This is a genomic window from Streptococcus mitis B6 (genome assembly GCF_000027165.1).
Classification (GTDB): domain Bacteria; phylum Bacillota; class Bacilli; order Lactobacillales; family Streptococcaceae; genus Streptococcus; species Streptococcus mitis_AR.
Map to the genome: position 1 here is coordinate 615,259 of NC_013853.1, position 21,464 is coordinate 636,722.

At 42.3% G+C, this 21,464-nt stretch carries 21 protein-coding genes and 1 pseudogene; 16 read left to right on the forward strand and 6 right to left on the reverse strand.

The window, feature by feature from the left end; genetic code table 11:
- Window positions 1-62: 62 nt before the first annotated feature.
- The 5 genes and pseudogenes from SMI_RS03350 (at window position 63) to SMI_RS03370 (ending at window position 4,733) form a co-directional block, all read left to right on the forward strand.
- Complete coding sequence (locus tag SMI_RS03350) at window positions 63-740, forward strand: tRNA (adenine(22)-N(1))-methyltransferase (RefSeq protein WP_000624075.1); 678 nt, start codon at window positions 63-65, stop codon at window positions 738-740.
- Window positions 727-1,524, forward strand: a complete 798-nt coding sequence (locus SMI_RS03355) for a Nif3-like dinuclear metal center hexameric protein (protein ID WP_000881151.1) — start codon at window positions 727-729, stop codon at window positions 1,522-1,524. The genes SMI_RS03350 and SMI_RS03355 overlap by 14 nt, the downstream gene beginning before the upstream one ends.
- 16 nt (window positions 1,525-1,540) lie before the next feature.
- Window positions 1,541-2,644: pseudogene (locus SMI_RS03360) on the forward strand (NAD(P)/FAD-dependent oxidoreductase).
- A gap of 102 nt (window positions 2,645-2,746) precedes the next feature.
- A complete protein-coding gene (gene galE, locus SMI_RS03365) occupies window positions 2,747-3,766 on the forward strand; it encodes a UDP-glucose 4-epimerase GalE (RefSeq protein WP_001156530.1) in 1,020 nt (339 codons plus the stop codon).
- A 1-nt stretch (window position 3,767) separates the two neighbouring features.
- Window positions 3,768-4,733, forward strand: a complete 966-nt coding sequence (locus tag SMI_RS03370; protein ID WP_012972474.1) for a glycosyltransferase family 2 protein — start codon at window positions 3,768-3,770, stop codon at window positions 4,731-4,733.
- 50 nt (window positions 4,734-4,783) lie between these two features.
- On the opposite strand, the gene SMI_RS03375 is transcribed toward SMI_RS03370, so the two are convergent.
- Window positions 4,784-4,990 (reverse strand): ferredoxin, encoded by a 207-nt coding sequence (locus SMI_RS03375; RefSeq protein ID WP_164925511.1) that lies wholly within the window; start codon window positions 4,988-4,990, stop codon window positions 4,784-4,786.
- Between the two features lie 45 nt (window positions 4,991-5,035).
- Between SMI_RS03375 and SMI_RS03380 the strand changes: the two genes are divergently transcribed.
- The 8 genes from SMI_RS03380 (at window position 5,036) to SMI_RS03415 (ending at window position 10,736) form a co-directional block, all read left to right on the forward strand.
- Window positions 5,036-5,518: an SAG1386/EF1546 family surface-associated protein gene (locus SMI_RS03380; protein WP_001040921.1), complete on the forward strand. Its 483-nt coding sequence runs from the start codon at window positions 5,036-5,038 to the stop codon at window positions 5,516-5,518.
- Between the two features lie 8 nt (window positions 5,519-5,526).
- Window positions 5,527-6,204, forward strand: a complete 678-nt coding sequence (gene cmk / locus SMI_RS03385) for a (d)CMP kinase (RefSeq protein ID WP_000849400.1) — start codon at window positions 5,527-5,529, stop codon at window positions 6,202-6,204.
- Between the two features lie 124 nt (window positions 6,205-6,328).
- The gene (locus SMI_RS03390) at window positions 6,329-6,667 is read left to right on the forward strand and encodes a zinc ribbon domain-containing protein YjdM (protein WP_001061583.1); all 339 of its coding nucleotides are present in this window, start codon (window positions 6,329-6,331) and stop codon (window positions 6,665-6,667) included.
- Between the two features lie 2 nt (window positions 6,668-6,669).
- A complete protein-coding gene (locus SMI_RS03395) occupies window positions 6,670-7,299 on the forward strand; it encodes a Pr6Pr family membrane protein (RefSeq protein ID WP_000033942.1) in 630 nt (209 codons plus the stop codon).
- A 234-nt stretch (window positions 7,300-7,533) separates the two neighbouring features.
- A complete protein-coding gene (locus SMI_RS03400) occupies window positions 7,534-8,685 on the forward strand; it encodes an MFS transporter (protein ID WP_000808693.1) in 1,152 nt (383 codons plus the stop codon).
- 99 nt (window positions 8,686-8,784) lie between these two features.
- On the forward strand, window positions 8,785-9,534 hold the full coding sequence (gene truA, locus SMI_RS03405; protein ID WP_000199179.1) for a tRNA pseudouridine(38-40) synthase TruA: 750 nt from the start codon (window positions 8,785-8,787) through the stop codon (window positions 9,532-9,534).
- The gene (locus SMI_RS03410; protein ID WP_000794772.1) at window positions 9,524-10,297 is read left to right on the forward strand and encodes a bifunctional hydroxymethylpyrimidine kinase/phosphomethylpyrimidine kinase; all 774 of its coding nucleotides are present in this window, start codon (window positions 9,524-9,526) and stop codon (window positions 10,295-10,297) included. The genes truA and SMI_RS03410 overlap by 11 nt, the downstream gene beginning before the upstream one ends.
- The gene (locus SMI_RS03415) at window positions 10,275-10,736 is read left to right on the forward strand and encodes an ECF transporter S component (RefSeq protein ID WP_000814973.1); all 462 of its coding nucleotides are present in this window, start codon (window positions 10,275-10,277) and stop codon (window positions 10,734-10,736) included. Before SMI_RS03410 ends, SMI_RS03415 begins: the two co-directional genes overlap by 23 nt.
- A gap of 437 nt (window positions 10,737-11,173) precedes the next feature.
- On the opposite strand, the gene SMI_RS03420 is transcribed toward SMI_RS03415, so the two are convergent.
- From SMI_RS03420 to SMI_RS03435, 4 genes are all read right to left on the reverse strand, one after another.
- Window positions 11,174-12,256: a M24 family metallopeptidase gene (locus tag SMI_RS03420; protein WP_000040927.1), complete on the reverse strand. Its 1,083-nt coding sequence runs from the start codon at window positions 12,254-12,256 to the stop codon at window positions 11,174-11,176.
- A 232-nt stretch (window positions 12,257-12,488) separates the two neighbouring features.
- Window positions 12,489-13,271 (reverse strand): lipid II isoglutaminyl synthase subunit GatD, encoded by a 783-nt coding sequence (gene gatD / locus SMI_RS03425; protein ID WP_000263158.1) that lies wholly within the window; start codon window positions 13,269-13,271, stop codon window positions 12,489-12,491.
- Window positions 13,271-14,614: a lipid II isoglutaminyl synthase subunit MurT gene (gene murT, locus SMI_RS03430; RefSeq protein ID WP_000770026.1), complete on the reverse strand. Its 1,344-nt coding sequence runs from the start codon at window positions 14,612-14,614 to the stop codon at window positions 13,271-13,273. Before murT ends, gatD begins: the two co-directional genes overlap by 1 nt.
- A gap of 97 nt (window positions 14,615-14,711) precedes the next feature.
- Window positions 14,712-16,028: an FAD-containing oxidoreductase gene (locus SMI_RS03435; protein WP_000958961.1), complete on the reverse strand. Its 1,317-nt coding sequence runs from the start codon at window positions 16,026-16,028 to the stop codon at window positions 14,712-14,714.
- Window positions 16,029-16,258: 230 nt separating this feature from the next.
- Here SMI_RS03435 and SMI_RS03440 point away from each other — a divergent pair, with 230 nt between their 5' ends.
- From SMI_RS03440 to SMI_RS03450, 3 genes are all read left to right on the forward strand, one after another.
- Window positions 16,259-17,494, forward strand: coding sequence for an ammonium transporter (locus SMI_RS03440; RefSeq protein ID WP_000379419.1), 1,236 nt, complete (start codon window positions 16,259-16,261; stop codon window positions 17,492-17,494).
- Window positions 17,495-17,504: 10 nt separating this feature from the next.
- Complete coding sequence (locus SMI_RS03445; RefSeq protein WP_000717797.1) at window positions 17,505-17,846, forward strand: P-II family nitrogen regulator; 342 nt, start codon at window positions 17,505-17,507, stop codon at window positions 17,844-17,846.
- Between the two features lie 357 nt (window positions 17,847-18,203).
- Window positions 18,204-19,769, forward strand: a complete 1,566-nt coding sequence (locus tag SMI_RS03450; RefSeq protein WP_000671233.1) for a DEAD/DEAH box helicase — start codon at window positions 18,204-18,206, stop codon at window positions 19,767-19,769.
- A gap of 440 nt (window positions 19,770-20,209) precedes the next feature.
- Here SMI_RS03450 and SMI_RS03455 read toward each other — a convergent pair whose 3' ends face one another.
- Window positions 20,210-21,376, reverse strand: coding sequence for an IS30-like element ISSmi1 family transposase (locus tag SMI_RS03455; RefSeq protein WP_000163008.1), 1,167 nt, complete (start codon window positions 21,374-21,376; stop codon window positions 20,210-20,212).
- Window positions 21,377-21,464 lie beyond the last annotated feature (88 nt).

A 21,464-nucleotide genomic window follows, 5' to 3' on the forward strand; every position in this document is an offset into this window, starting at 1 on the left:
CAAGATTGCCAGCTGAAATGTGGTATAATAAGGGGTAATAGAGTTTTGGAAAGAGAGAGAAGATGATTTCAAAGAGATTAGAATTGGTGGCTTCCTTTGTGCCACAGGGAGCCATTTTGCTAGATGTGGGAAGTGACCATGCTTATCTGCCTATCAACTTGGTCGAAAGAGGCCAAATTAAAAGTGCCATTGCGGGTGAGGTGGTGGAAGGCCCCTATCAGTCTGCGGTCAAAAATGTTGAGGCGCACGGTCTAAAGGAGAAAATCCAAGTCCGTTTAGCCAATGGGCTGGCAGCTTTTGAAGAGGCAGACCAAGTGTCTGTCATTACCATTGCTGGCATGGGTGGTCGTTTGATTGCTAGGATTTTAGAAGAAGGCTTGGACAAGTTAGCTAATGTAGAACGATTGATCCTCCAACCCAATAATCGTGAAGACGACTTGCGTATCTGGCTACAAGAGAACGGATTTCAGATTGTAGCTGAAAGCATCTTAGAAGAAGCTGGCAAGTTTTACGAGATTTTGGTGGTGGAAGTAGGACAAATGAAGCTATCAGCCAGTGATGTTCGCTTTGGTCCCTTCTTGTCCAAAGAGCTCAATCCAGTATTTGTCCAAAAATGGCAAAAAGAAGCTGTTAAGCTAGAGTTTGCCCTCGGACAAATCCCAGAGAAAAATCTGGAAGAACGTCAAGTTCTAGTAGATAAGATTCAAGCCATCAAGGAGGTGCTCCATGTTAGCAAGTGAAGTGATTAATGCGTATGAAGCCTTTTGCCCCCAGGAATTTTCAATGGAGGGAGATAGTCGTGGCCTGCAAATTGGCACTTTGGACAAGGATATCCAAAGTGTCATGGTGGCTCTCGATATTCGTGAAGAAACGGTGGCTGAAGCCATTGAAAAGGGTGTGGACTTGATTATCGTCAAGCACGCGCCGATTTTTCGTCCCATCAAGGATTTGGTAGCTAGCCGTCCACAAAATCAGATTTACATCGACCTCATCAAGCATGATATCGCAGTTTATGTCAGCCATACCAATATTGACATCGTTGAAAATGGCCTCAATGACTGGTTCTGCCAGATGCTAGGCATTGAGGAGACGACTTATCTGCAGGAAACTGGCCCTGAACGTGGAATTGGACGTATTGGGAATGTTCAGCCTCAGACGTTTGGGGAATTGGCCCAACATGTCAAGCAAGTATTTGGTCTAGATAGCCTTCGAATGGTGCATTATCAAGGGAATGACTTGCAGAAGCCTATTTCAAGAGTGGCCATCTGCGGTGGTAGCGGGCAGTCTTTCTATAAGGATGCTTTAGCAAAAGGGGCTGATGTCTATATCACTGGTGACATCTACTACCATACTGCTCAGGATATGCTGTCTGATGGCTTGCTGACATTGGACCCGGGTCACTATATCGAAGTGCTTTTTGTGGAAAAAATCGCAGAACTTCTTAATCAATGGAAAGAGGAAAAAGGCTGGACAATCGATATTGTACCTAGTCAAGTATCGACCAATCCTTTCCACCATATCTAGTTAGAAAGTGAAAACAATGAAAAAAGTTGCCATTATCGGAGCAGGGATTGTGGGAGCAACAGCTGCCTACTACCTCTCGAAAGAAAGTGACCTAGAGGTGACCGTCTTTGACCATGGACAAGGTCAGGCTACCAAGGCCGCAGCAGGAATTATCAGTCCTTGGTTTTCCAAACGCCGCAATAAAGCCTGGTACAAGATGGCACGCTTGGGGGCTGACTTTTATGTGGATTTATTAGCTGATTTAGAGAAGTCAGGGCAAGAAATTGACTTTTACCAACGTTCGGGAGTTTTTCTCTTGAAAAAGGATGAGTCCAAGTTGGAAGAACTCTATCAACTGGCCATCCAGCGCAGAGAAGAATCTCCCTTGATAGATCAGTTAGCCATTTTAGACCAAGCATCAGCTAATGAATTATTCCCTGGCTTGCAGGGATTTGACCGCTTGCTCTATGCTTCTGGTGGAGCGAGAGTAGATGGCCGACTTTTAGTAACTCGTTTGCTGGAAGCCAGTCAGGTCAAGCTGGTCAAAGAAAAAGTGACTCTGACACCGTTAGCATCAGGTTACCAGATTGACGAAGAGGTGTTTGATCAGGTTATTTTGGCGACGGGAGCTTGGTTGGGGGACTTGTTAGAACCCTTGGGTTATGCTGTGGATATCCGTCCTCAGAAAGGACAGCTCCGAGATTATCAGCTTGCCCAAGACATGGAAGCTTACCCTGTTGTTATGCCAGAAGGGTAGTGGGATTTGATTCCTTTTTCTGGTGGGAAATTGTCCTTAGGTGCTACTCATGAAAATGACATGGGATTTGATTTGACGGTAGATGAAACCTTACTCCAACAAATGGAGGAGGCAGCCTTGCCTCACTATCCAGCCTTAGCTAAAGCGACTTCAAGAGCTGAGCGTGTGGGAATCCGTGCCTATACCAGTGATTTCTCACCTTTCTTTGGGCAGGTGCCTGAATTGGCAGGTGTTTATGCTGCTAGTGGACTAGGTTCATCAGGCCTCACAACTGGTCCTATCATTGGTTACCATCTAGCTCAACTGATCCAAGAAAAGGAGTTGACCTTGGAACCTGAAAACTACCCAATTGAGAACTATGTCAAACGAGTAAAAAGCGAATAAGAATTTTACTGAAATTTTATCCTACCCTCTAGGATGGCAAATGACATTCCCTATCAAAAATGGTAAAATAAGAAAAAATAATCCGAGAATCGAGGAAAAAAGATGCAAGAAAAGATTTTGGTAACGGGTGGAGCAGGTTTTATCGGAACCCACACTGTTATTGAGTTAATCCAAGCAGGTCATCAAGTTGTTGTGGTGGATAACCTTGTTAATAGTAACAGAAAAAGTTTAGAAGTTGTTGAGAGAATTACAGGAGTTGAAATTCCTTTCTATGAGGCAGATATCCGTGATACAGATACTCTTCGTGACATTTTCAAGCAAGAAGAACCAACGGGTGTCATTCACTTTGCTGGCTTGAAGGCTGTTGGCGAATCTACCCGTATCCCTCTTGCCTACTATGACAACAATATCGCAGGAACTGTTAGCCTTTTGAAAGCTATGGAAGAAGCTAACTGTAAAAACATTATTTTCAGTTCTTCTGCGACAGTTTACGGGGATCCGCACACAGTACCCATCTTGGAAGATTTCCCACTTTCAGTGACCAACCCATATGGCCGCACTAAGCTTATGCTTGAGGAAATTTTGACAGATATCTACAAGGCAGATTCAGAATGGAATGTGGTCTTGCTTCGTTATTTCAACCCAATCGGAGCGCATGAGAGTGGTGATTTGGGAGAAAATCCAAACGGTATTCCAAACAATCTCTTGCCATATGTGACTCAAGTAGCCGTTGGAAAATTAGAGCAAGTGCAAGTGTTTGGAGACGATTACGATACGGAAGACGGAACTGGTGTTCGTGACTATATCCACGTTGTCGATTTGGCCAAAGGTCACGTTGCAGCTCTGAAAAAAATCCAAAAAGGTTCAGGTCTAAACGTTTATAACCTTGGAACAGGGAAAGGCTACTCAGTTCTTGAAATTATCCAAAATATGGAAAAAGCAGTGGGACGTCCAATTCCTTACCGCATCGTAGACCGTCGCCCAGGGGATATCGCAGCCTGCTATTCAGATCCTGCAAAAGCCAAAGGAGAACTGGGCTGGGAAGCAGAATTAGGTATCACCCAAATGTGTGAAGACGCATGGCGTTGGCAAAGCAAGCATCCAAATGGATTCGAAGACTAAGATGGTGATATCAATCATTGTCCCCTGTTTAAACGAAGAGGAAGTACTTCCTCTTTTTTATCAGGCTATGGAAGCTTTACTTCCAGATTTGGAAACAGAAATCGAGTATGTCTTTGTCGATGATGGATCAAGTGATGGAACCTTGGAACTCTTAAAGGCTTATCGGGAACAAAATCCGGCAGTGCATTATATTTCTTTCTCACGAAATTTTGGCAAAGAAGCAGCCCTCTATGCAGGCGTACAATATGCGACAGGAGATCTGGTGGTGGTAATGGATGCAGACCTCCAGGATCCTCCTAGTATGTTGCTTGAGATGAAAAACTTACTAGACCAAAATGCAGATTTGGACTGCGTAGGAACACGGAGAACTAGTCGGGAGGGAGAACCCTTCTTTCGTAGTTTCTGTGCTGATCTCTTTTACCGCCTTATGCAAAAAATTAGCCCAGTAGCCTTGCCCTCAGGTGTCCGTGATTTTCGCATGATGAGAAGGTCTGTGGTCGATGCCATTCTAAGCTTGACTGAGTCCAATCGTTTTTCTAAAGGACTTTTTGCCTGGGTCGGTTTTAAAACCCACTATCTGGACTATCCCAATGTCGAAAGGCAGGCTGGCAAGACCAGTTGGACTTTTAGGCAACTCTTTTTCTACTCCATAGAAGGGATTGTCAATTTTTCAGATTTTCCCTTGATTATCGCCTTTGTGGCAGGTCTCCTATCTTGTTTTATTTCTTTATTTACGACCCTTTTTGTAGTGGTTCGAACCCTGCTTTTGGGTAATCCGACATCAGGTTGGACCTCTCTCATGGCTATCATTCTCTTTCTTGGAGGGATTCAACTCTTGACCATTGGGATTCTCGGCAAGTATATCAGTAAGATTTATTTGGAGACCAAAAAAAGACCACTTTATCTTATCAAAGAAAAAAGTGACCTCCCTGATTTTACAGAAAAAAATAAAGAGAAAAGACTATAATTTTACATGGAAATGTGCTAAACTAGAGGGAGTGGATTATCGCCATTGATTTAGGCTTCCTGATTTCCAATCAGGGCGCGAGTTGGGCAATTTTTAACAGCCTCTAAGACGTCCTGACTAGGAGCAATTTCTTTTTCCAGTTGATCAGGATTATCGTAAAAACGCACGATTCCATTATCGTGGTAATCAAATAAATCAGAATAAGTTTGGCAAAGCCCACAGGCGATACATCGTTCAGGTATAAGTGTGATTTTCATATTTATATTGTAATAAGAAAAGTAAAAAAAAACAAGGAGTAAGGTATGGCAAAAGAACCGTGGCAAGAAGATATTTATGAAAATCAAGAAGAAACAAGATCAGAACGTCGTAAGAGAACTCAAGGTAGAGATGTAGTGGCCAATCGTGTCTTGACGATCCTAGCCAGTATTTTCTTTGTAATTGTGGTGGTGATGATTATTGTTCTGATCTATCTATCATCGGGTGGGAGTAATCGCACAGTAGCCTTGAAAGATTTTCATGATTCTGATGCAAATGTAGTACAGATTTCATCTTCTAGTAGTTCAGAGCAGGCATCTTCTAGTTCAGAGGATAAGGAAGAATCATCCAGTAACTCAGAACATTCAACAGATCCAGAAGGGACGACAAAAGTCCTAGCTGGAGAAGGAGAAGCGGCCATTGCAGCTCGTGCTGGAATCTCCATTGCACAGTTAGAAGCCTTAAATCCTGGACACATGGCTACAGGGTCTTGGTTTGCTAATCCAGGTGATGTTGTCAAAATAAAATAGGAGTTGATATGAAAACAATTCAAATTGCTATTGACGGCCCTGCTTCAAGTGGTAAGAGTACGGTCGCAAAGATTATTGCTAAAGACTTTGGATACACCTACCTAGATACAGGTGCTATGTATCGTGCAGCGACTTATATGGCTCTTAAGAACCAATTAGGAGTTGAACAAGTCGAAGCACTTCTAGCCTTGTTGGACCAGCATCCAATCAGTTTTGGACGCTCAGAAACTGGAGACCAGCTTGTCTTTGTAGGAGATGTGGATATTACCCATCCTATCCGTGAAAATGAAGTGACCAATCATGTTTCTGCTATTGCAGCAATTCCTGAAGTGCGTGAGAAACTAGTTTCCCTTCAACAAGAGATTGCCCAGCAAGGTGGGATTGTCATGGACGGTCGCGATATTGGGACTGTTGTATTGCCACAAGCAGAATTGAAAATTTTCCTAGTAGCTTCGGTAGATGAACGAGCAGAGCGCCGTTACAAGGAAAATATGCCCAAGGGAATTGAAGCAGACCTTGAAACCCTAAAAGAGGAAATTGCTGCGCGTGACTACAAGGATAGTCATCGTGAGACTTCGCCTCTCAAACAAGCAGAGGATGCTGTCTATCTTGATACAACTGGCTTGAACATTCAAGAAGTAGTTGAAAAAATCAAAGCAGAAGCTGAAAAAAGAATGCAGATGTAGAAAAGCCGATAGATTGATATCGGTTTTTTTCTATATTTGTCAAAATGCTGATTTTAGGGTATAATAGTTGCTGTTCGAGAAATTTTGATTTTCAAAGAATAGTGAATGTTTATAAGGAGAAATCATGAACAACTTACCAAATTGCCCAAAATGTAATTCAGAGTATGTCTACGAAGACGGTGCCCTACTGGTTTGCCCAGAGTGTGCTCATGAGTGGAATCCTGCTGAAGTTGCAGATGTAGAAGAGGGCCTTGTTGCTATCGATGCCAACGGGAATAAATTGGCTGACGGTGATACTATAACCCTCATCAAGGATTTGAAAGTAAAAGGTGCGCCAAAAGATTTGAAACAAGGGACGCGCGTGAAAAATATCCGCATCGTAGAAGGCGACCACAATATCGACTGTAAAATTGATGGTTTTGGTGCCATGAAACTCAAATCAGAGTTTGTGAAGAAAATTTAAGCATGTCAAAACACTATAAACTTGTATTTTATAGCCGTATCTTCTTGTTTCTAGCGGCTTTTACGGGAGTTTATCTTGAAATCGCCAAGCATGGTGGATTTGGGATGCTTCTCTATTACACGGTTCTGTCCAACCTCTTAGTAGCGATTTTTACGCTCTATCTCCTAAAGGTTATGAGCCGTTTAGGTGAAAACTGGCAAAGGCCAAGTCTCTTGCGCTTAAAAGGTGGGGTCACCATGAGTATCATGATTACCTGTGTGATTTACCATTTCCTCTTAGCGCCTATTGCGACTAATTTCTATACTCTAGAAAATTTCCTTTGCCACTATATCGTTCCCCTCTGGTTTTTAGCGGATACCCTCTTTTTTGACAAACAGGGTCAATACAAGATTTGGGATCCAATTGTGTGGACGATTTTACCCTTGCTTTATATGATTTTTGCTCTTTTTAATGGCTTGGTATTGAAACTTGATGTTCCTAATTCTAAGGTCAGTCCCTTCCCTTACTTCTTTTTGAATGTAAACAAGGGTTGGGATGTCGTGTTCAAGTGGTGTCTGATTATCTTTGTTGCCTATATGGTGGCAGGATTTATCTTCTATTTTATCAAGCAAATCAAGAGAAAGTCATCCTAATACTCTTCGAAAATCAAATTCAAACCACGTCAGTTTCGCCTTGCCGTACTCAAGTACAGCCTGCGGCTAGCTTCCTAGTTTGCTCTTTGATTTTCATTGAGTATAAGACACAAGGGATTCATTTTCGAGTTTAAGAAGGAGTCTATACACCAAAGAGGCTTCTTCTTTTCTTGCCTGCTTGTTTGATGACTATTAAAAAAGTAGAAGATTAAGAGAAATATAGAAAGAGATTTCATGAAACAATTTTTAGAACGGGCCAGTATTTTGGCTCTCTCCCTCGTTTTGATTACATCCTTTTCCATTTCGAGTGCCCTGCCAGCTATGTTTGACTATTATCAAGGCTATCCTAAGGAACAAATTGAGCTCTTGGCGAGCTTGCCATCCTTTGGAATCATGATTATGTTATTATTAAATGGTTTCTTAGAAAAAATATTTCCTGAGCGCTTACAGATCAGTTTGGGATTGCTGATTTTATCACTAAGTGGAACGGCTCCCTTTTGGTATCAAGCCTATCCCTTTGTCTTTGGAACACGGATTCTCTTTGGTTTGGGTGTTGGGATGATCAATGCCAAGGCCATTTCTATTATCAGTGAACGTTATCAAGGAAAAACACGAATTCAGATGCTAGGGCTACGCGGTTCTGCAGAGGTCGTTGGGGCTTCTCTCATTACCTTGGCAGTCGGCCAATTGTTGGGCTTCGGTTGGACAGCTACCTTCCTAGCCTATAGTGCTGGATTTTTGGTACTGACCCTTTATCTGCTCTTTGTCCCTTATGGAAAGGAAAAGAAAGAAGTCAAGAAAAAAGCGAAGGAAGTAAGTCGCTTAACTAGAGAAATGAAAGGCTTGATTTTTATCCTAGCTATCGAAGCGGCAGTTGTAGTTTGTACCAATACGGCTATTACCATTCGTATTCCAAGTTTGATGGTGGAAAGAGGACTGGGAGATGCCCAGTTATCTAGTTTTGTTCTTAGTGTCATGCAGTTGATAGGGATTGTGGCTGGGGTGAGTTTCTCTTTCTTGATTTCTATCTTTAAAGAGAAACTGCTCCTATGGTCCGGTATTACCTTTGGCCTAGGGCAAATTGTGATTGCCTTGTCTCCATCCTTGTGGGTGGTAGTGGCAGGAAGTATTCTGGCTGGCTTTGCCTACAGTGTAGCCTTGACGACAGTTTTTCAACTTGTCTCTGAAAGAATTCCAGCTAAACTCCTCAATCAAGCAACTTCATTTGCTGTATTAGGCTGTAGTTTTGGAGCCTTTACGACCCCATTTGTTCTAGGTGCGATTGGCTTGATGACTCACAATGGGATGTTGGTATTTGCTATCTTAGGATCTTGGTTAATTGTAACCTCTATCTTTGTCATGTACCTACTTCAAAAGAGAGCTTAGGATTGGTTTCCTAAGTTTTTCTTTTTGTGAATTTTGTACCCAGACAATAGTTGTTTTAGAATCTTGTTTACAGACTATTTTCTTGATAAAATAGAAGTTATGACGAGATATAAAGCAACTATTTCCTATGATGGTTACGCCTTTGCTGGTTTTCAGCGCCAGCCCCATGCGCGTAGTGTTCAGGAAGAAATTGAAAAAACCTTGACCAGGTTAAATAAAGAGCAAGCTATTACTGTTCACGGTGCTGGTAGGACAGATAGTGGGGTTCATGCCCTGGGACAGGTTATTCATTTTGACCTGCCTTATCAAATGGATGAGGAGAAGCTCCGTTTTGCTCTAGACACTCAGTCCCCTGAAGATATTGATGTGATTTCGATTGAGCTTGTGGCGGATGATTTTCATTGCCGTTATACCAAGCACAGCAAGACCTATGAGTTTATCGTGGATAGAGGACGTCCCAAAAATCCTATGCGCCGTCACTATGCCACCCACTTTCCTTATCCGCTTGATGTGGAACGGATGCGGGAGGCTATCAAAAAATTAGAAGGCACTCATGATTTCACCGGCTTTACAGCATCTGGGACTAGTGTAGAGGATAAGGTTCGCACCATCACAGAAGCTAGTTTAACAGTTGATGAGACAGGTCAGTTTTTGACCTTTACCTTTTCAGGAAATGGTTTCTTGTATAAGCAGATTCGCAATATGGTGGGGACACTACTCAAAATCGGCAATAACCGCATGCCAGTAGAGCAGATTGACCTCATCTTGGAGAAGAAGGACAGGCAACTTGCAGGTCCCACTGCAGCACCAAATGGTTTATATTTAAAGGAGATTCGTTATGAAGAATAATCGCATTTTAGCACTTTCTGGAAATGATATTTTTAGTGGTGGTGGTTTGTCCGCGGATTTGGCTACTTATACCTTGAACGGCTTGCATGGCTTTGTAGCAGTGACTTGTTTGACAGCTTTAACAGAAAAGGGCTTTGAAGTCTTTCCAACTGACGATACCATTTTTCAACATGAATTAGATAGCTTGCGTGATGTGGAGTTTGGGGGAATTAAGATTGGTCTTCTCCCTACTGTCAGTGTGGCTGAGAAGGCATTGGACTTTATCAAGCAACGCCCAGGAGTGCCTGTGGTTCTGGATCCTGTCTTGGTCTGCAAGGAAACGCACGACGTAGCAGTTAGTGAACTCTGCCAAGAGTTGATTCGCTTTTTTCCTCATGTCAGTGTGATTACACCTAATCTTCCTGAAGCAGAATTATTGGCAGGTCAGGAAATTAAAACCTTGGAAGACATGAAAACTGCAGCTCAGAAATTACATGACTTAGGCGCGCCAGCAGTCATTATCAAGGGAGGCAATCGCCTTAGTCAGGACAAGGCTGTAGATGTCTTTTATGATGGACAAAACTTTACAGTCCTAGAAAATCCTGTTATCCAAGGGCAAAATGCTGGTGCAGGTTGTACCTTTGCCTCTAGCATTGCCAGTCACTTGGTTAAAGGTGATGAACTTTTACCAGCAGTAGAAAGCTCTAAGGCTTTCGTTTATCGTGCTATTGCACAAGCAGATCAGTATGGAGTAAGACAATATGAAGCAAACCAAAACAACTAAAATCGCCCTTGTATCCCTATTAACCGCCCTCTCTGTGGTTCTAGGTTATTTCTTAAAAATTCCAACACCGACAGGCATTCTAACTCTTTTAGATGCGGGTGTCTTCTTCGCGGCCTTCTACTTTGGTAGTCGTGAAGGGGCTGTAGTCGGAGGACTAGCAGGTTTCTTGATTGACCTCTTATCAGGCTATCCTCAGTGGATGTTATTTAGCTTGGTCAACCATGGCTTGCAGGGATTTTTCGCAGGATTTAAAGGAAAAACTCAGTGGTTAGGCCTTATCTTAGCAACGATTGCCATGGTAGGGGGTTACGCCTTGGGTTCTACATTGATGAATGGCTGGGCTGCAGCCCTACCAGAAATCCTACCGAATTTCATGCAAAATATGGTAGGGATGATTGTAGGATTTATTCTTAGTCAAAGTATCAAGAAGATTAAGTAATACTCTTTGAAAATCTCTTCAAACCATGTCAGCTTCACCTTGCCGTAGATATGGTTACTGACTTCGTCAGTTCTATTCACAACCTCAAAACAGTGTTTTGAGCAACCTGCGGCTAGCTTCCTAATTTGCACTAGTATAAAGAGGCTGAGTCAAAAGTCTTTCAAATAAGAAAAACGCATAGTATCAGGTCTTGAAACCTTGATACTATGCGTTTTATTGTGGGAAGATTTTATACTCTTCGAAAATCTCTTCAAACCGCGTCAACGTCGCCTTGCCGTAGATATGGTTACTGACTTCGTCAGTTCTATCCACAACCTCAAAACAGTGTTTTGAGCTGACTTCATCAGTCTTATCTACAACCTCAAAACATTGTTTTTAGCAACCTGCGGCTAGTTTCCTAGTTTGCTCTTTGATTTTCATTGAGTATTAGATGAATATTAATCAAAATAAAGCAAGTCTTTGCTGGTGCTTGTAAAGAGGTCAAAGCCATCCTTGGTAACAACACCGCAGTCTTCAATACGAACACCGACTTTACCAGGGATATAGATACCTGGTTCAACAGAGAAGCACATGCCTTCTTCGATGACCATGTCGTTTCCTTCCATGATAGATGGGAATTCGTGAACATCCATACCGATACCGTGACCGAGACGGTGGTTGAAGTACTCACCGTAACCAGCTTTTTCGATGACCTCACGGGCAGCGCGATCCACTTCATGGGCAGTCACACCCGGCTTAATAAAGTCAAGAGCAGCTTGTTGGGCTTCAAGAGTCAAGTTGTAAATATCTTTCTTGAATTGGTCAGGTTTACCGACTGCGACTGTACGAGTCATATCTGAAGCATAGCCGTTGACCAGAACACCAAGGTCAAAGAGGAGAAGAGCATCATTTTCAACCTTATTCGCTGCTGGGATGCCGTGTGGATTTGCAGCATTATCACCAGTCAAGACCATGGTATCAAAGCTCATTTCATAACCTTCACGTTTCATGGCAAAGTCGATTTGAGCGATAATATCTGTCTCAGTCTTATCAAGAGAAATATTGTCAAAACCAACCTTAACAGCTTTGTCCGCATAGAGACCTGCAACCATCATTTTTTGCACTTCATCAGCTGATTTGATGAGGCGCATGCGTTGGATACGAGGAGTGAGGTTGTCAAACTCAGCAGTTTCAAAAACGGTTTTCAAGCCATGGTATTTGGTCAAGATGAGATTGTCAAACTCAACAGCAACACGTTTGAAGTCAAGTTGTGGAAGAGCATGTTTCATTTTTTGCCATGGATTTTCAGAATCCACATAGCCCACAACTGGGAAGGAAACAGTGCTACTTGCACGTTCAACCTCAAGGGCTGGGACAAAGAGGAGGGGTTCCTGATCTGCTAGGACAAAAAGGAACATTTGGCGTTCATGGGGATCACTGTAAAAGCCAGTGAGGTAATTGATTGTGACGGGGTCAGATACGACAGCGACGTCTAGTTTTTCTGATTCAAGATATGTTACGATTTGTTGTAATTTAGACATATGCTACCTTCTTTCTACCCCTCTATTTTGGCAAAAAATGAGAGAAAATGCAAGGGAGAAGGGTAAAAGAATAGATAAAAAGAACTCCGACAAGATGTGGAGTTCTTTGATATAATTTTTCTTATACTCTTCGAAAATCAAATTCAAACCACGTCAGCGTCGCCTTACCGTACTCAAGTACAGCCTTCGGCTAGCTTCCTAGTTTGCTCTTTGATTTTCATTGAGTATTAATTTATGAAAAGTCTGCCTTGCTTTTCACATCGCTGTATTCCTCAGCGATTTCTTGGCTGAGAATGTCCTCATAAGCAGGGAGTTGAATGTCCTGACCATATTTCTTCTTAAGGGCAGTAGTGACTAGGCGATAAGCTAGATTGGCATTACGAGAGAGGATAGGGCCGTGGAAGTAAGAACCAAAGACATTCTTATAATGAACCCCTTCGCCGACTTTTTCTTCGTTGTTTCCATTTCCATAGACAACCTGTCCTAGTGGTTTTTGGTCATTTGAGAGGAAGGTACGGCCCTGATGATTTTCAAAACCATAGTAGGTTTCATCGAAATCTTCATTATGAATCTTGATGTCCCCGATAAAACGGTTATTGGTCTGGTTGAGCGTGTAGTGGCCCATGACCCCTAGTCCTTCGATGCGTTTGCCTGAAGCTTCAACATAATATTGACCCAATAGTTGGAAACCACCACAGATAGCGAGAACTACACCGTCGTTTTGGATGTAGTTATCAATGCTTTCTTTTTTAGCAGGTAGATCGTCTGCAATAATACTTTGTTCAAAGTCTTGACCGCCACCGAAAAAGACAATGTCGTAGTAATTTTCATCAAAATCATCATGAAGTGAAACGATGTCAATGGTCACATGGGCTCCCAGTTTTTCAGCCACATACTTGAGCATGAGGATGTTTCCATTGTCCCCATAGGTATTCATGAGGTTACCGTAGAGGTGGGCAATGTTGAGCTGATAGGGGTAATTTCCAGCTTTTGAGGAAAGTGAAGTATAAACCATTAGTTCATCTCCTTTCTAACAATCTGACGACTAGCCAGCAGTTCGCGGAATTCAAGCATAGCAGTATAGGTAGCCAAGATATAGGCATGCTTGCAGTCTTGGTTTTCAATGGTTTTAAGAACTTGTTCCAGATTACTTGTCTCAGTAATTTTATCAGCTGGATAGCCAGTTACTCGTAGACGACGAGCGATTTCAGAATGGCGAACACCGCCAGCATTGATTTCAGGAATGTCCATGTCAGTAATTTGTTCAAAATCAGCATCCCAGATCCAGCTAGTATCAATTCCATCAGCATAGTTGGCATTAAGAAGAACAGATAGACTAAATGGATAAGGTGCTAGTTTAATCATCTCGATAGCTTGGGTCGCACCGACTGGATTTTTAATCAAGACGAGGGTACATTCCTTATTACCAATATGGAAGGTTTCTTGGCGTCCAAAGACAGCACGGCTCTTATCAAATCCCTGCTTGATGAGTTGCGAATCTGCACCAAGGAAACGGGCGATAGCAACCGCAGCTAGGGCGTTGTAGATATTGTAGAGACCACCGATTTGAATACCGTATTCTTGTCCGTCAATGACAAAGCGAGAGCGATTGTTGGTTAACTCAACCAGTTCTGTCAAGCGATAGTCTAATTCAGGACGTTTACATTCGCAACCTTCACAGATATAGGCACCCAAGTTTGCATAGGTATTGTGCTCGTATTTGAGGATACCTTGACAGTCAGGACAGAGAATCCCTTCTGTATTGTAGTGAGCCAGTTGGGCGGGGCCTTTCTCCAAGTCAAAACCAAAATACTGTACGGGATTTGGGATAGCTGGCTTGTAGAAAAGCGGACTGTCTCCATTAAGAAGAACAGTGGCAGTAGGCACCTTACGAATAGCATCCAAAATCATCTTGTAAGTTGTGTAAATCTCACCATAGCGGTCCATCTGGTCACGGAAGATATTGGTGATAACAAATAAGCTTGGCTGGATATAGTCACAGATACGAGATAGACTGGCTTCATCGATTTCTAGAACGGCAATATTTTTACCAGTTTTAGACGATTTGGCAGTTAAGAAGGTCGTTGCGATCCCTGTAATCATGTTGGCACCGCTTGGGTTGGTCAGAACTTGACCATAAACCTCTTTTAAAATGCCGACAGTGAGGGCAGTTGTCAAGGTTTTCCCGTTGGTTCCAGTGACCACGACAATCTCGTAGTTCTTAGCTAGGTGTTGTAAAATATCTTTATCAAATTGAAGGGCGAGTTTTCCTGGGAGCGTACTTCCACGGCCAAGACGGCTTAAAACGAAGTGGGAAGAACGCCCAGCAAGAAGGCCCAAAGTAGTTTTTAATTTCATGTTTCTATTATATCATAAAAGAAGGAAAAGACAGATTTGAGGTTCCGCAGAAGTAAAAACAGCCCCAAGAGGGCTGTTCGATACGATTAAACTCAACTTAAATCGCAAACAAGTCATTCAAGTTCTCAGCCAAGGTTGGGTGAGTGAAGATTTGTTTTGTGAAGTAAGTGTAAGGAATCTTGTTGTCCATTGCAACAGTGATGATGTTGATGATTTCTTGAGAACCTTCTGAGAAGATGCTTGCTCCAAGAATTTCTTTTGTTTTAGTATTAACAACAGCTTTGAAAGCTCCTCGAAGGTCTCCGTTTACGTGACCACGAGGCATTGCTGCAACAGGAATTTCCTTAACAGCGTATGGAAGTTTCAAATCAGCTGCTTGGCTTTCAGTCAAACCGACTTGTGAAAGAGCAGGTGTGATGAACATAGTGTTTGGTACATTGAGACGGTCTTCAAGTGTGTAGCTGCCATCTCCAGCAAGGTAGCTGTATACAACACGGAAGTCATCAAGTGAAATGTAAGTAAATTGAAGGCCACCGTTGACATCTCCAACTGCAAAGACACCAGGAACGTTTGTTTGACAATGTTTGTCTACTTTAATAGCGCCACGTTCAGTTAGTTCAATATCTGTATTTTCAAGTTGAAGTGGTTCTACATTTGGTTTGCGTCCTGTCGCGTAGAGAAGGGCATCAAAACGGTAAGTTTCATTTTCTGTTACGACAAGCACTTGGTCACCGTCATTTTTAATTTCAGTAGTACGGATGTTTTGAAGCAATTCAATACCGTCTTCTTCCATGTATTGCTTAGCAAGTGCTGCGATGGAAGGTTCCGCACGAGGTAGGAAAGTATCCAAAGCATCTAGGACTGTGACTTTGCTTCCAAGTTTGTTGTAAAGGCCAGCAAATTCAAGACCGATGTTTCCGCCACCAAGGACTCCAAGGTTTTCAGGCAATTTGTCCAAGTTTTGGATACCTGTTGAGTCAAAGACGTTCTTGCTTGTAGCAAGTCCAGGTATTGGCAAGACGTTTGAAACAGCACCAGTGTTGATGACGATTGTTTCAGCGGTCAGTTCTTTCTTTTCATCACCAGCTTGGATTTCGATGACTTTATTTGAAAGGAAGTGAGCTTCCGCATCAAAAATATCGACACCTGTACCAGCAACAGTTGCATAGTTTTTACCGTTGAGGCGACCAGTGATAGTATTTTTTGTAGCAATCACTTCTTCAAAAGACAAGCCTTTCTCAGCAGCAACTAGCAAAGTCTTAGTTGGGATACAACCGATGTTGATACAAGTTCCACCGTACATAGCTTTGCTACGTTCAACGAGGGCAACTTTCTTGCCAGCTGAAGCCAATTTACCAGCTAGTGTTTTACCAGCTTTACCAAATCCGATAACGATTAAATCATAAGTTAACATTTAGAGTTCCTCCTATTTCGAATTTCATTCTAGCACAAGAAAAAAACTTTTGCACAATTCTGCTACGCTTTAAAAAAGTTAATGAAATAGTGGAAATTTTAGCTTCATTTTCTAAGGAAAGATGTCAGAAAATAGAGAATTATCAAAAAATTCCGTAAATACACTTGTCTTTATCGTAATTTTATGTTATATTATCTAACACAAAATAAATTATGAATTGGAGTGGTTTCATGGATACAGGTAGTAGTGCCTTTATATTGATTTGTTCAGCCATGGTTTGTTTGATGACACCGGCCTTGGCCTTCTTCTATGGTGGGCTCGGACGTCGTAAGAATGTTATCAATACCATGATGATGTCTGTTCTTCCCTTAGCTATAGCTTCTCTCTTGTGGATTGTTGCTGGCTACTCGCTTTCTTTTGGCGGTCATGGGAATTTCTTCGGTAATTTTAGTCACCTTTTTTTAAATGGTGTGTCTGAAACGGCCTCAAGCCGTGGTCTAACCATTCCTGATATGCTGTTTGCTGCTTTCCAGATGATGTTTTCAATTATCTGTGTGGCGATTTTGACGGGTTCAGTGGTAGGAAGGATGCGCTTTACACCTTTAGCCATCTTTGTTGTCTTTTGGTTACTTCTTGTCTACTATCCATTTGCACATATGGTTTGGGACGAAGGGCTCCTTGCTAAATGGGGGACAATTGACTTCGCAGGTGGTGATGTGGTTCATATTACCTCGGGTGTATCGGCATTGGTTCTGGCCATCGTTGTTGGTAAACGTCGTGATTTTGGCATTTTAGAACACCGTCCTCATAATGTTCCTTTTGTCCTATTGGGAGCGGGTCTCTTATGGTTTGGTTGGTTTGGTTTCAATGCAGGATCAGCCTTGGCTGCTAATGGCTTGGCAGTTCACGCGCTAGTAACCACCCATGTTTCAGCAGCTGCATCCATGTTTTCATGGCTAGCTCTTGAAAAATATGTGACAGGTCATCCCTCTTTGGTCGGTGGTTCGACTGGGTTAGTGGCCGGACTTGTTGCCATCACACCTGGAGCAGGTTTTGTTTCAATTTGGAGTGCCATTCTAATTGGTCTTATGGTTAGTCCGATTTGTTTCTATGCTATTTCAGTCTTGAAGAAGCATTTTGCCTATGATGATGCTTTGGATGCTTTTGGTTGCCATGGTGTCGGAGGCATCTTTGGTGGTTTGGCTACTGCGATTTTTACGACACCAGATTTAGCCCTAGATAAGGCCAATATTGGCTTAATTTATGGAAAGGCCCATCTGTTTATTGTGACCATCTTGGCTATTATCTTTACAGCTATTTGGTCGGCTCTTGTGACCTATGGTATTATTAAAGTAATTGCTCATTATATGCCTTTACGTGTTAGTGACCGTGATGAGGCTATTGGTCTTGATGACTGTGAACACAAGGAAACAGCCTACCCAACCTTTATGGGTATGGATTCGTAGGAGGATACTGATGAAAAAAATAGAAGCGATTATTCGTTCGGATAAATTGGAAGATTTGAAAAATGCCTTGACTGGTAGTGGTTTGGCCAAAGGGATGACTGTGATGCAAGTACTAGGATACGGTAATCAACGTGGCTTTGCAGAGTTTGTTCGTGGACAGCGCATTGTTCCCACCTTATTAGCTAAGGTTAAGGTTGAAATTGTAGTTAAGGATATGGCAGTTGACGAAGTTGTTGATGCCATTCGGAGCGCCGTGGCGACAGGAGAAGTTGGTGATGGGAAGATTTTTATTGTTCCTATTGATGATGTTGTCCGCATTCGTACTGGTGAACGTGGTGGAGACGCTATTTAATATAATGAAGGCTTAAACCAGTTGGTTTGGGTCTTTTTTAGTGAATTTTGATATACTTAGAGGAGTTAGTATGATTGAGGGGGTGACCGATTGGCGAAAGGAAAAAAGAAAAGCAAGTCGAAAGCTAGACTGAAAGTTCTAAGGAAAATCGTTCACATGACTTTATCGACGGATTTAACTATCTTTTGCTCTGGTCTTGTGTTATACTAGATAGGTTGCAAAGAAAACAGTACTTTTCTTTTGTGGAAAAGAAGCAACACGATTTTGTATCCAGTATATGAAAGTACGTCATAAAAAGAAAAGTATAAACTAAGCCCTATAGGGTGGCTTCGCACCACCTTTAGAAAGAAGAATAACGTGAAATTTAATAAATTAAACTTGTCTGCTGATTTGCTAGCAGAGATTGAAAAAGCTGGTTTTGTAGAAGCTAGTCCAATCCAAGAACAAACTATTCCCTTGGCCCTTGAAGGCAAGGACGTGATCGGTCAAGCTCAGACTGGTACAGGAAAAACTGCAGCCTTCGGCTTGCCTACCCTTGAAAAAATCCGTACAGAAGAAGCGACCATTCAAGCCTTGGTCATCGCTCCAACTCGTGAACTCGCTGTCCAAAGTCAAGAAGAACTCTTCCGCTTTGGTCGCAGTAAGGGAGTCAAGGTTCGCTCAGTATATGGTGGATCAAGCATTGAAAAACAAATTAAGGCTCTTAAATCTGGTGCCCATATCGTGGTGGGAACACCTGGTCGCCTTTTGGACTTGATTAAACGCAAGGCCTTGAAATTACAAGATATTGGAACTCTTATCCTTGACGAAGCGGATGAAATGCTCAACATGGGCTTCCTTGAAGACATTGAAGCTATCATTTCTCGTGTTCCTGAAAGCCGTCAAACCTTACTTTTCTCAGCAACTATGCCAGATGCCATCAAACGTATTGGTGTTCAATTTATGAAAGAACCGGAGCATGTCAAGATTGCGGCTAAGGAATTGACAACAGAATTGGTTGACCAGTACTATATCCGAGTTAAGGAACAAGAAAAATTTGATACCATGACTCGTCTTATGGATGTGGAACAACCAGAACTTGCTATCGTATTTGGTCGTACAAAACGCCGTGTGGATGAATTGACTCGTGGTCTGAAAATCCGTGGCTTCCGTGCAGAAGGAATTCATGGAGACCTAGACCAAAACAAACGTCTTCGTGTCCTTCGTGACTTTAAAAATGGCAATCTTGATGTTTTGGTTGCGACAGATGTTGCAGCGCGTGGGTTGGATATTTCAGGTGTGACCCATGTCTATAACTACGATATCCCACAAGATCCTGAAAGTTATGTTCACCGTATCGGTCGTACAGGTCGTGCTGGTAAGTCAGGTCAGTCGATTACTTTTGTATCACCAAATGAAATGGGCTACCTCCAAATTATTGAAAACTTGACTAAGAAACGCATGAAAGGTCTCAAACCTGCAAGTGCAGAAGAAGCCTTCCAAGCTAAAAAACAGGTAGCTCTTAAGAAAATTGAACGTGATTTTGCAGATGAGACTATCCGTAGTAACTTTGAGAAATTTGGCAAGGATGCTCGTAAGCTAGCTGCTGAATTTACTCCAGAAGAATTGGCCATGTATATCTTGAGTCTGACTGTTCAAGATCCGGATAGCCTTCCAGAAGTGGAGATTGCGCGTGAAAAACCACTGCCATTTAAACCATCAGGTAATGGCTTCGGTGGTAAAGGTAAGGGAGGTCGTCGTGGAGATGACCGTCGTGATCGCGAACGACGTGGCAATGGTCGCCGAGATGATTTTAAAAAAGGCAGTCGTGGAAACGAACGTTTTGATAAGGAAAAACGTTACCGTAAGGATAATAAAAAACCACGCAATACTTCAAGCGAAAAGAAAACAGGCTTTGTTATTCGTAACAAGGGCGATAAATAAGAAAAAGCGGTTCAAAATGAATCGCTTTTTTTATATAAGGAGACCGAATGGAAAAAGAAAGATAAATAAAATATATATATTATCTTCTTGTAATATTATAATACACAAAAATAGGGAGCTTGTCAATAGAAAAGAAGTAATTTAATTAAAAATATTCTTGTTTTTTCAAATGGTAACTTCTAAAACTAACTTCCAGTTTCCCACAACCTAGCTTTTAGTATGAGAAAAACGCGTGAAATCAGTGGAAATCCGTCTTAGACTAACTTCCACTGGTTTTCTTTTTCTTGATATATAAGGGTTCAAAAGCGAAAAGACTCAGAAAAAAGTGCACGACAAATAGCCCTAAAACAGAGTCGTCTTAGAGTAAATTCCAGTTGCTAGCGTTTAGTGTGAGACTTTTCGATGGTGATAAGATGTGTAGTTAGAGGGGAAAATTCCCTTTATTTCAATAAATCAGGTGATAGGTGTGTGTCTTCTGGTTTGACAAATTGGCAACCCAGAAGAGCAGCGATGTCCTCGCCAAAGGTGAAGGTGAAGATGTCGTAAGCAGATTTTCCTTGAAACTCTTCTCGTTTCAAGGAATTGACATGGGAAATGACTAGATTGACGTCTTTCTGAGTCAGCTGGTCAAAGGAAGTGCCCTTGGGAAGAATGGCTCGCAAAACCGTATGGTTCTTCTCAATCCGCCCCTTCTGGTCAGGACGGCTAGGGTCGCAGAAGTAGAGGTGAGACTTCCCATCAATGTCTCGCTCAAGCTCCTCCACATAGGCGAACTCAGATCCGTTGTCTGTGAGAATGACAGGGAACAGCTGATGGAACGCACACCCTCCGTCCATGACTCTTTCTTTCAAAGCTGCGAATTTAGTGGCGACTTCCAGAGCAGTCTTGTTGTCCAAAAGCAAGGCGAAGAGGAAGTTGCAGAAGGAAACGTTGAAGGTGAGCAGTAGCTTTCCACCAGGTCTGCCGATGACCGTGTCCATTTCCAACCATTTGAAGAAATCATCTGTTTCTCGTAACTCTTGGAAATCTTGATAGGTCCGCCCAATTTTCAGCTCTTTAGGAATAGCTACTTTTCTGGATTTTCTGCGTTCCTTGAACGTGACCATCCGAGGGAAATCAATGGGCTTGGCTGTCAGATAGCCCAGCTTGGCATGCCGATACACCGTAGCTTTCGACACAGGTAGGTTATGTGTCTGAATGATATGGTAGATGCTTTGTTTCTTCTGGATGCCTTGGGTTAAGACCTTGTCCATCTGATAAAAACTTTCCTTGTTTAGGGGAATTCCCTGTCTGGATTCCCTCAACATAGTCTCGTACTGCTCCTGTGCCTTTTTCGCGTAGTAAAGATAGCGGTTAAACCCACAATCCGTCCTCTTTTTTGGACAGTTGTTACAGACATAAGGAGCTTTTTTGAGAAGAGGGCAATCCGTGCAATCAGATTTGACGGATGTTGGATGCATGATGCGATTGCGCTTGATTTCCTTTGAAATCGTTGACGGGTCTTTCCCCATCTTCTCAGCGATGGAACGGAAAGTCTCCTGTTGGCTGATTCCAGTTTGGATGTCAATACGGTCTTCTAGAGTGAGATGTTTTTGTTTTTTCGTCATGAGGTGCCTCCTCACGAAAAGTCTCAGACTTAATTCTAGCATAATTCATCGTCTGAGACTAACTTCCAGTTTTGGGAGAGAGATGGAA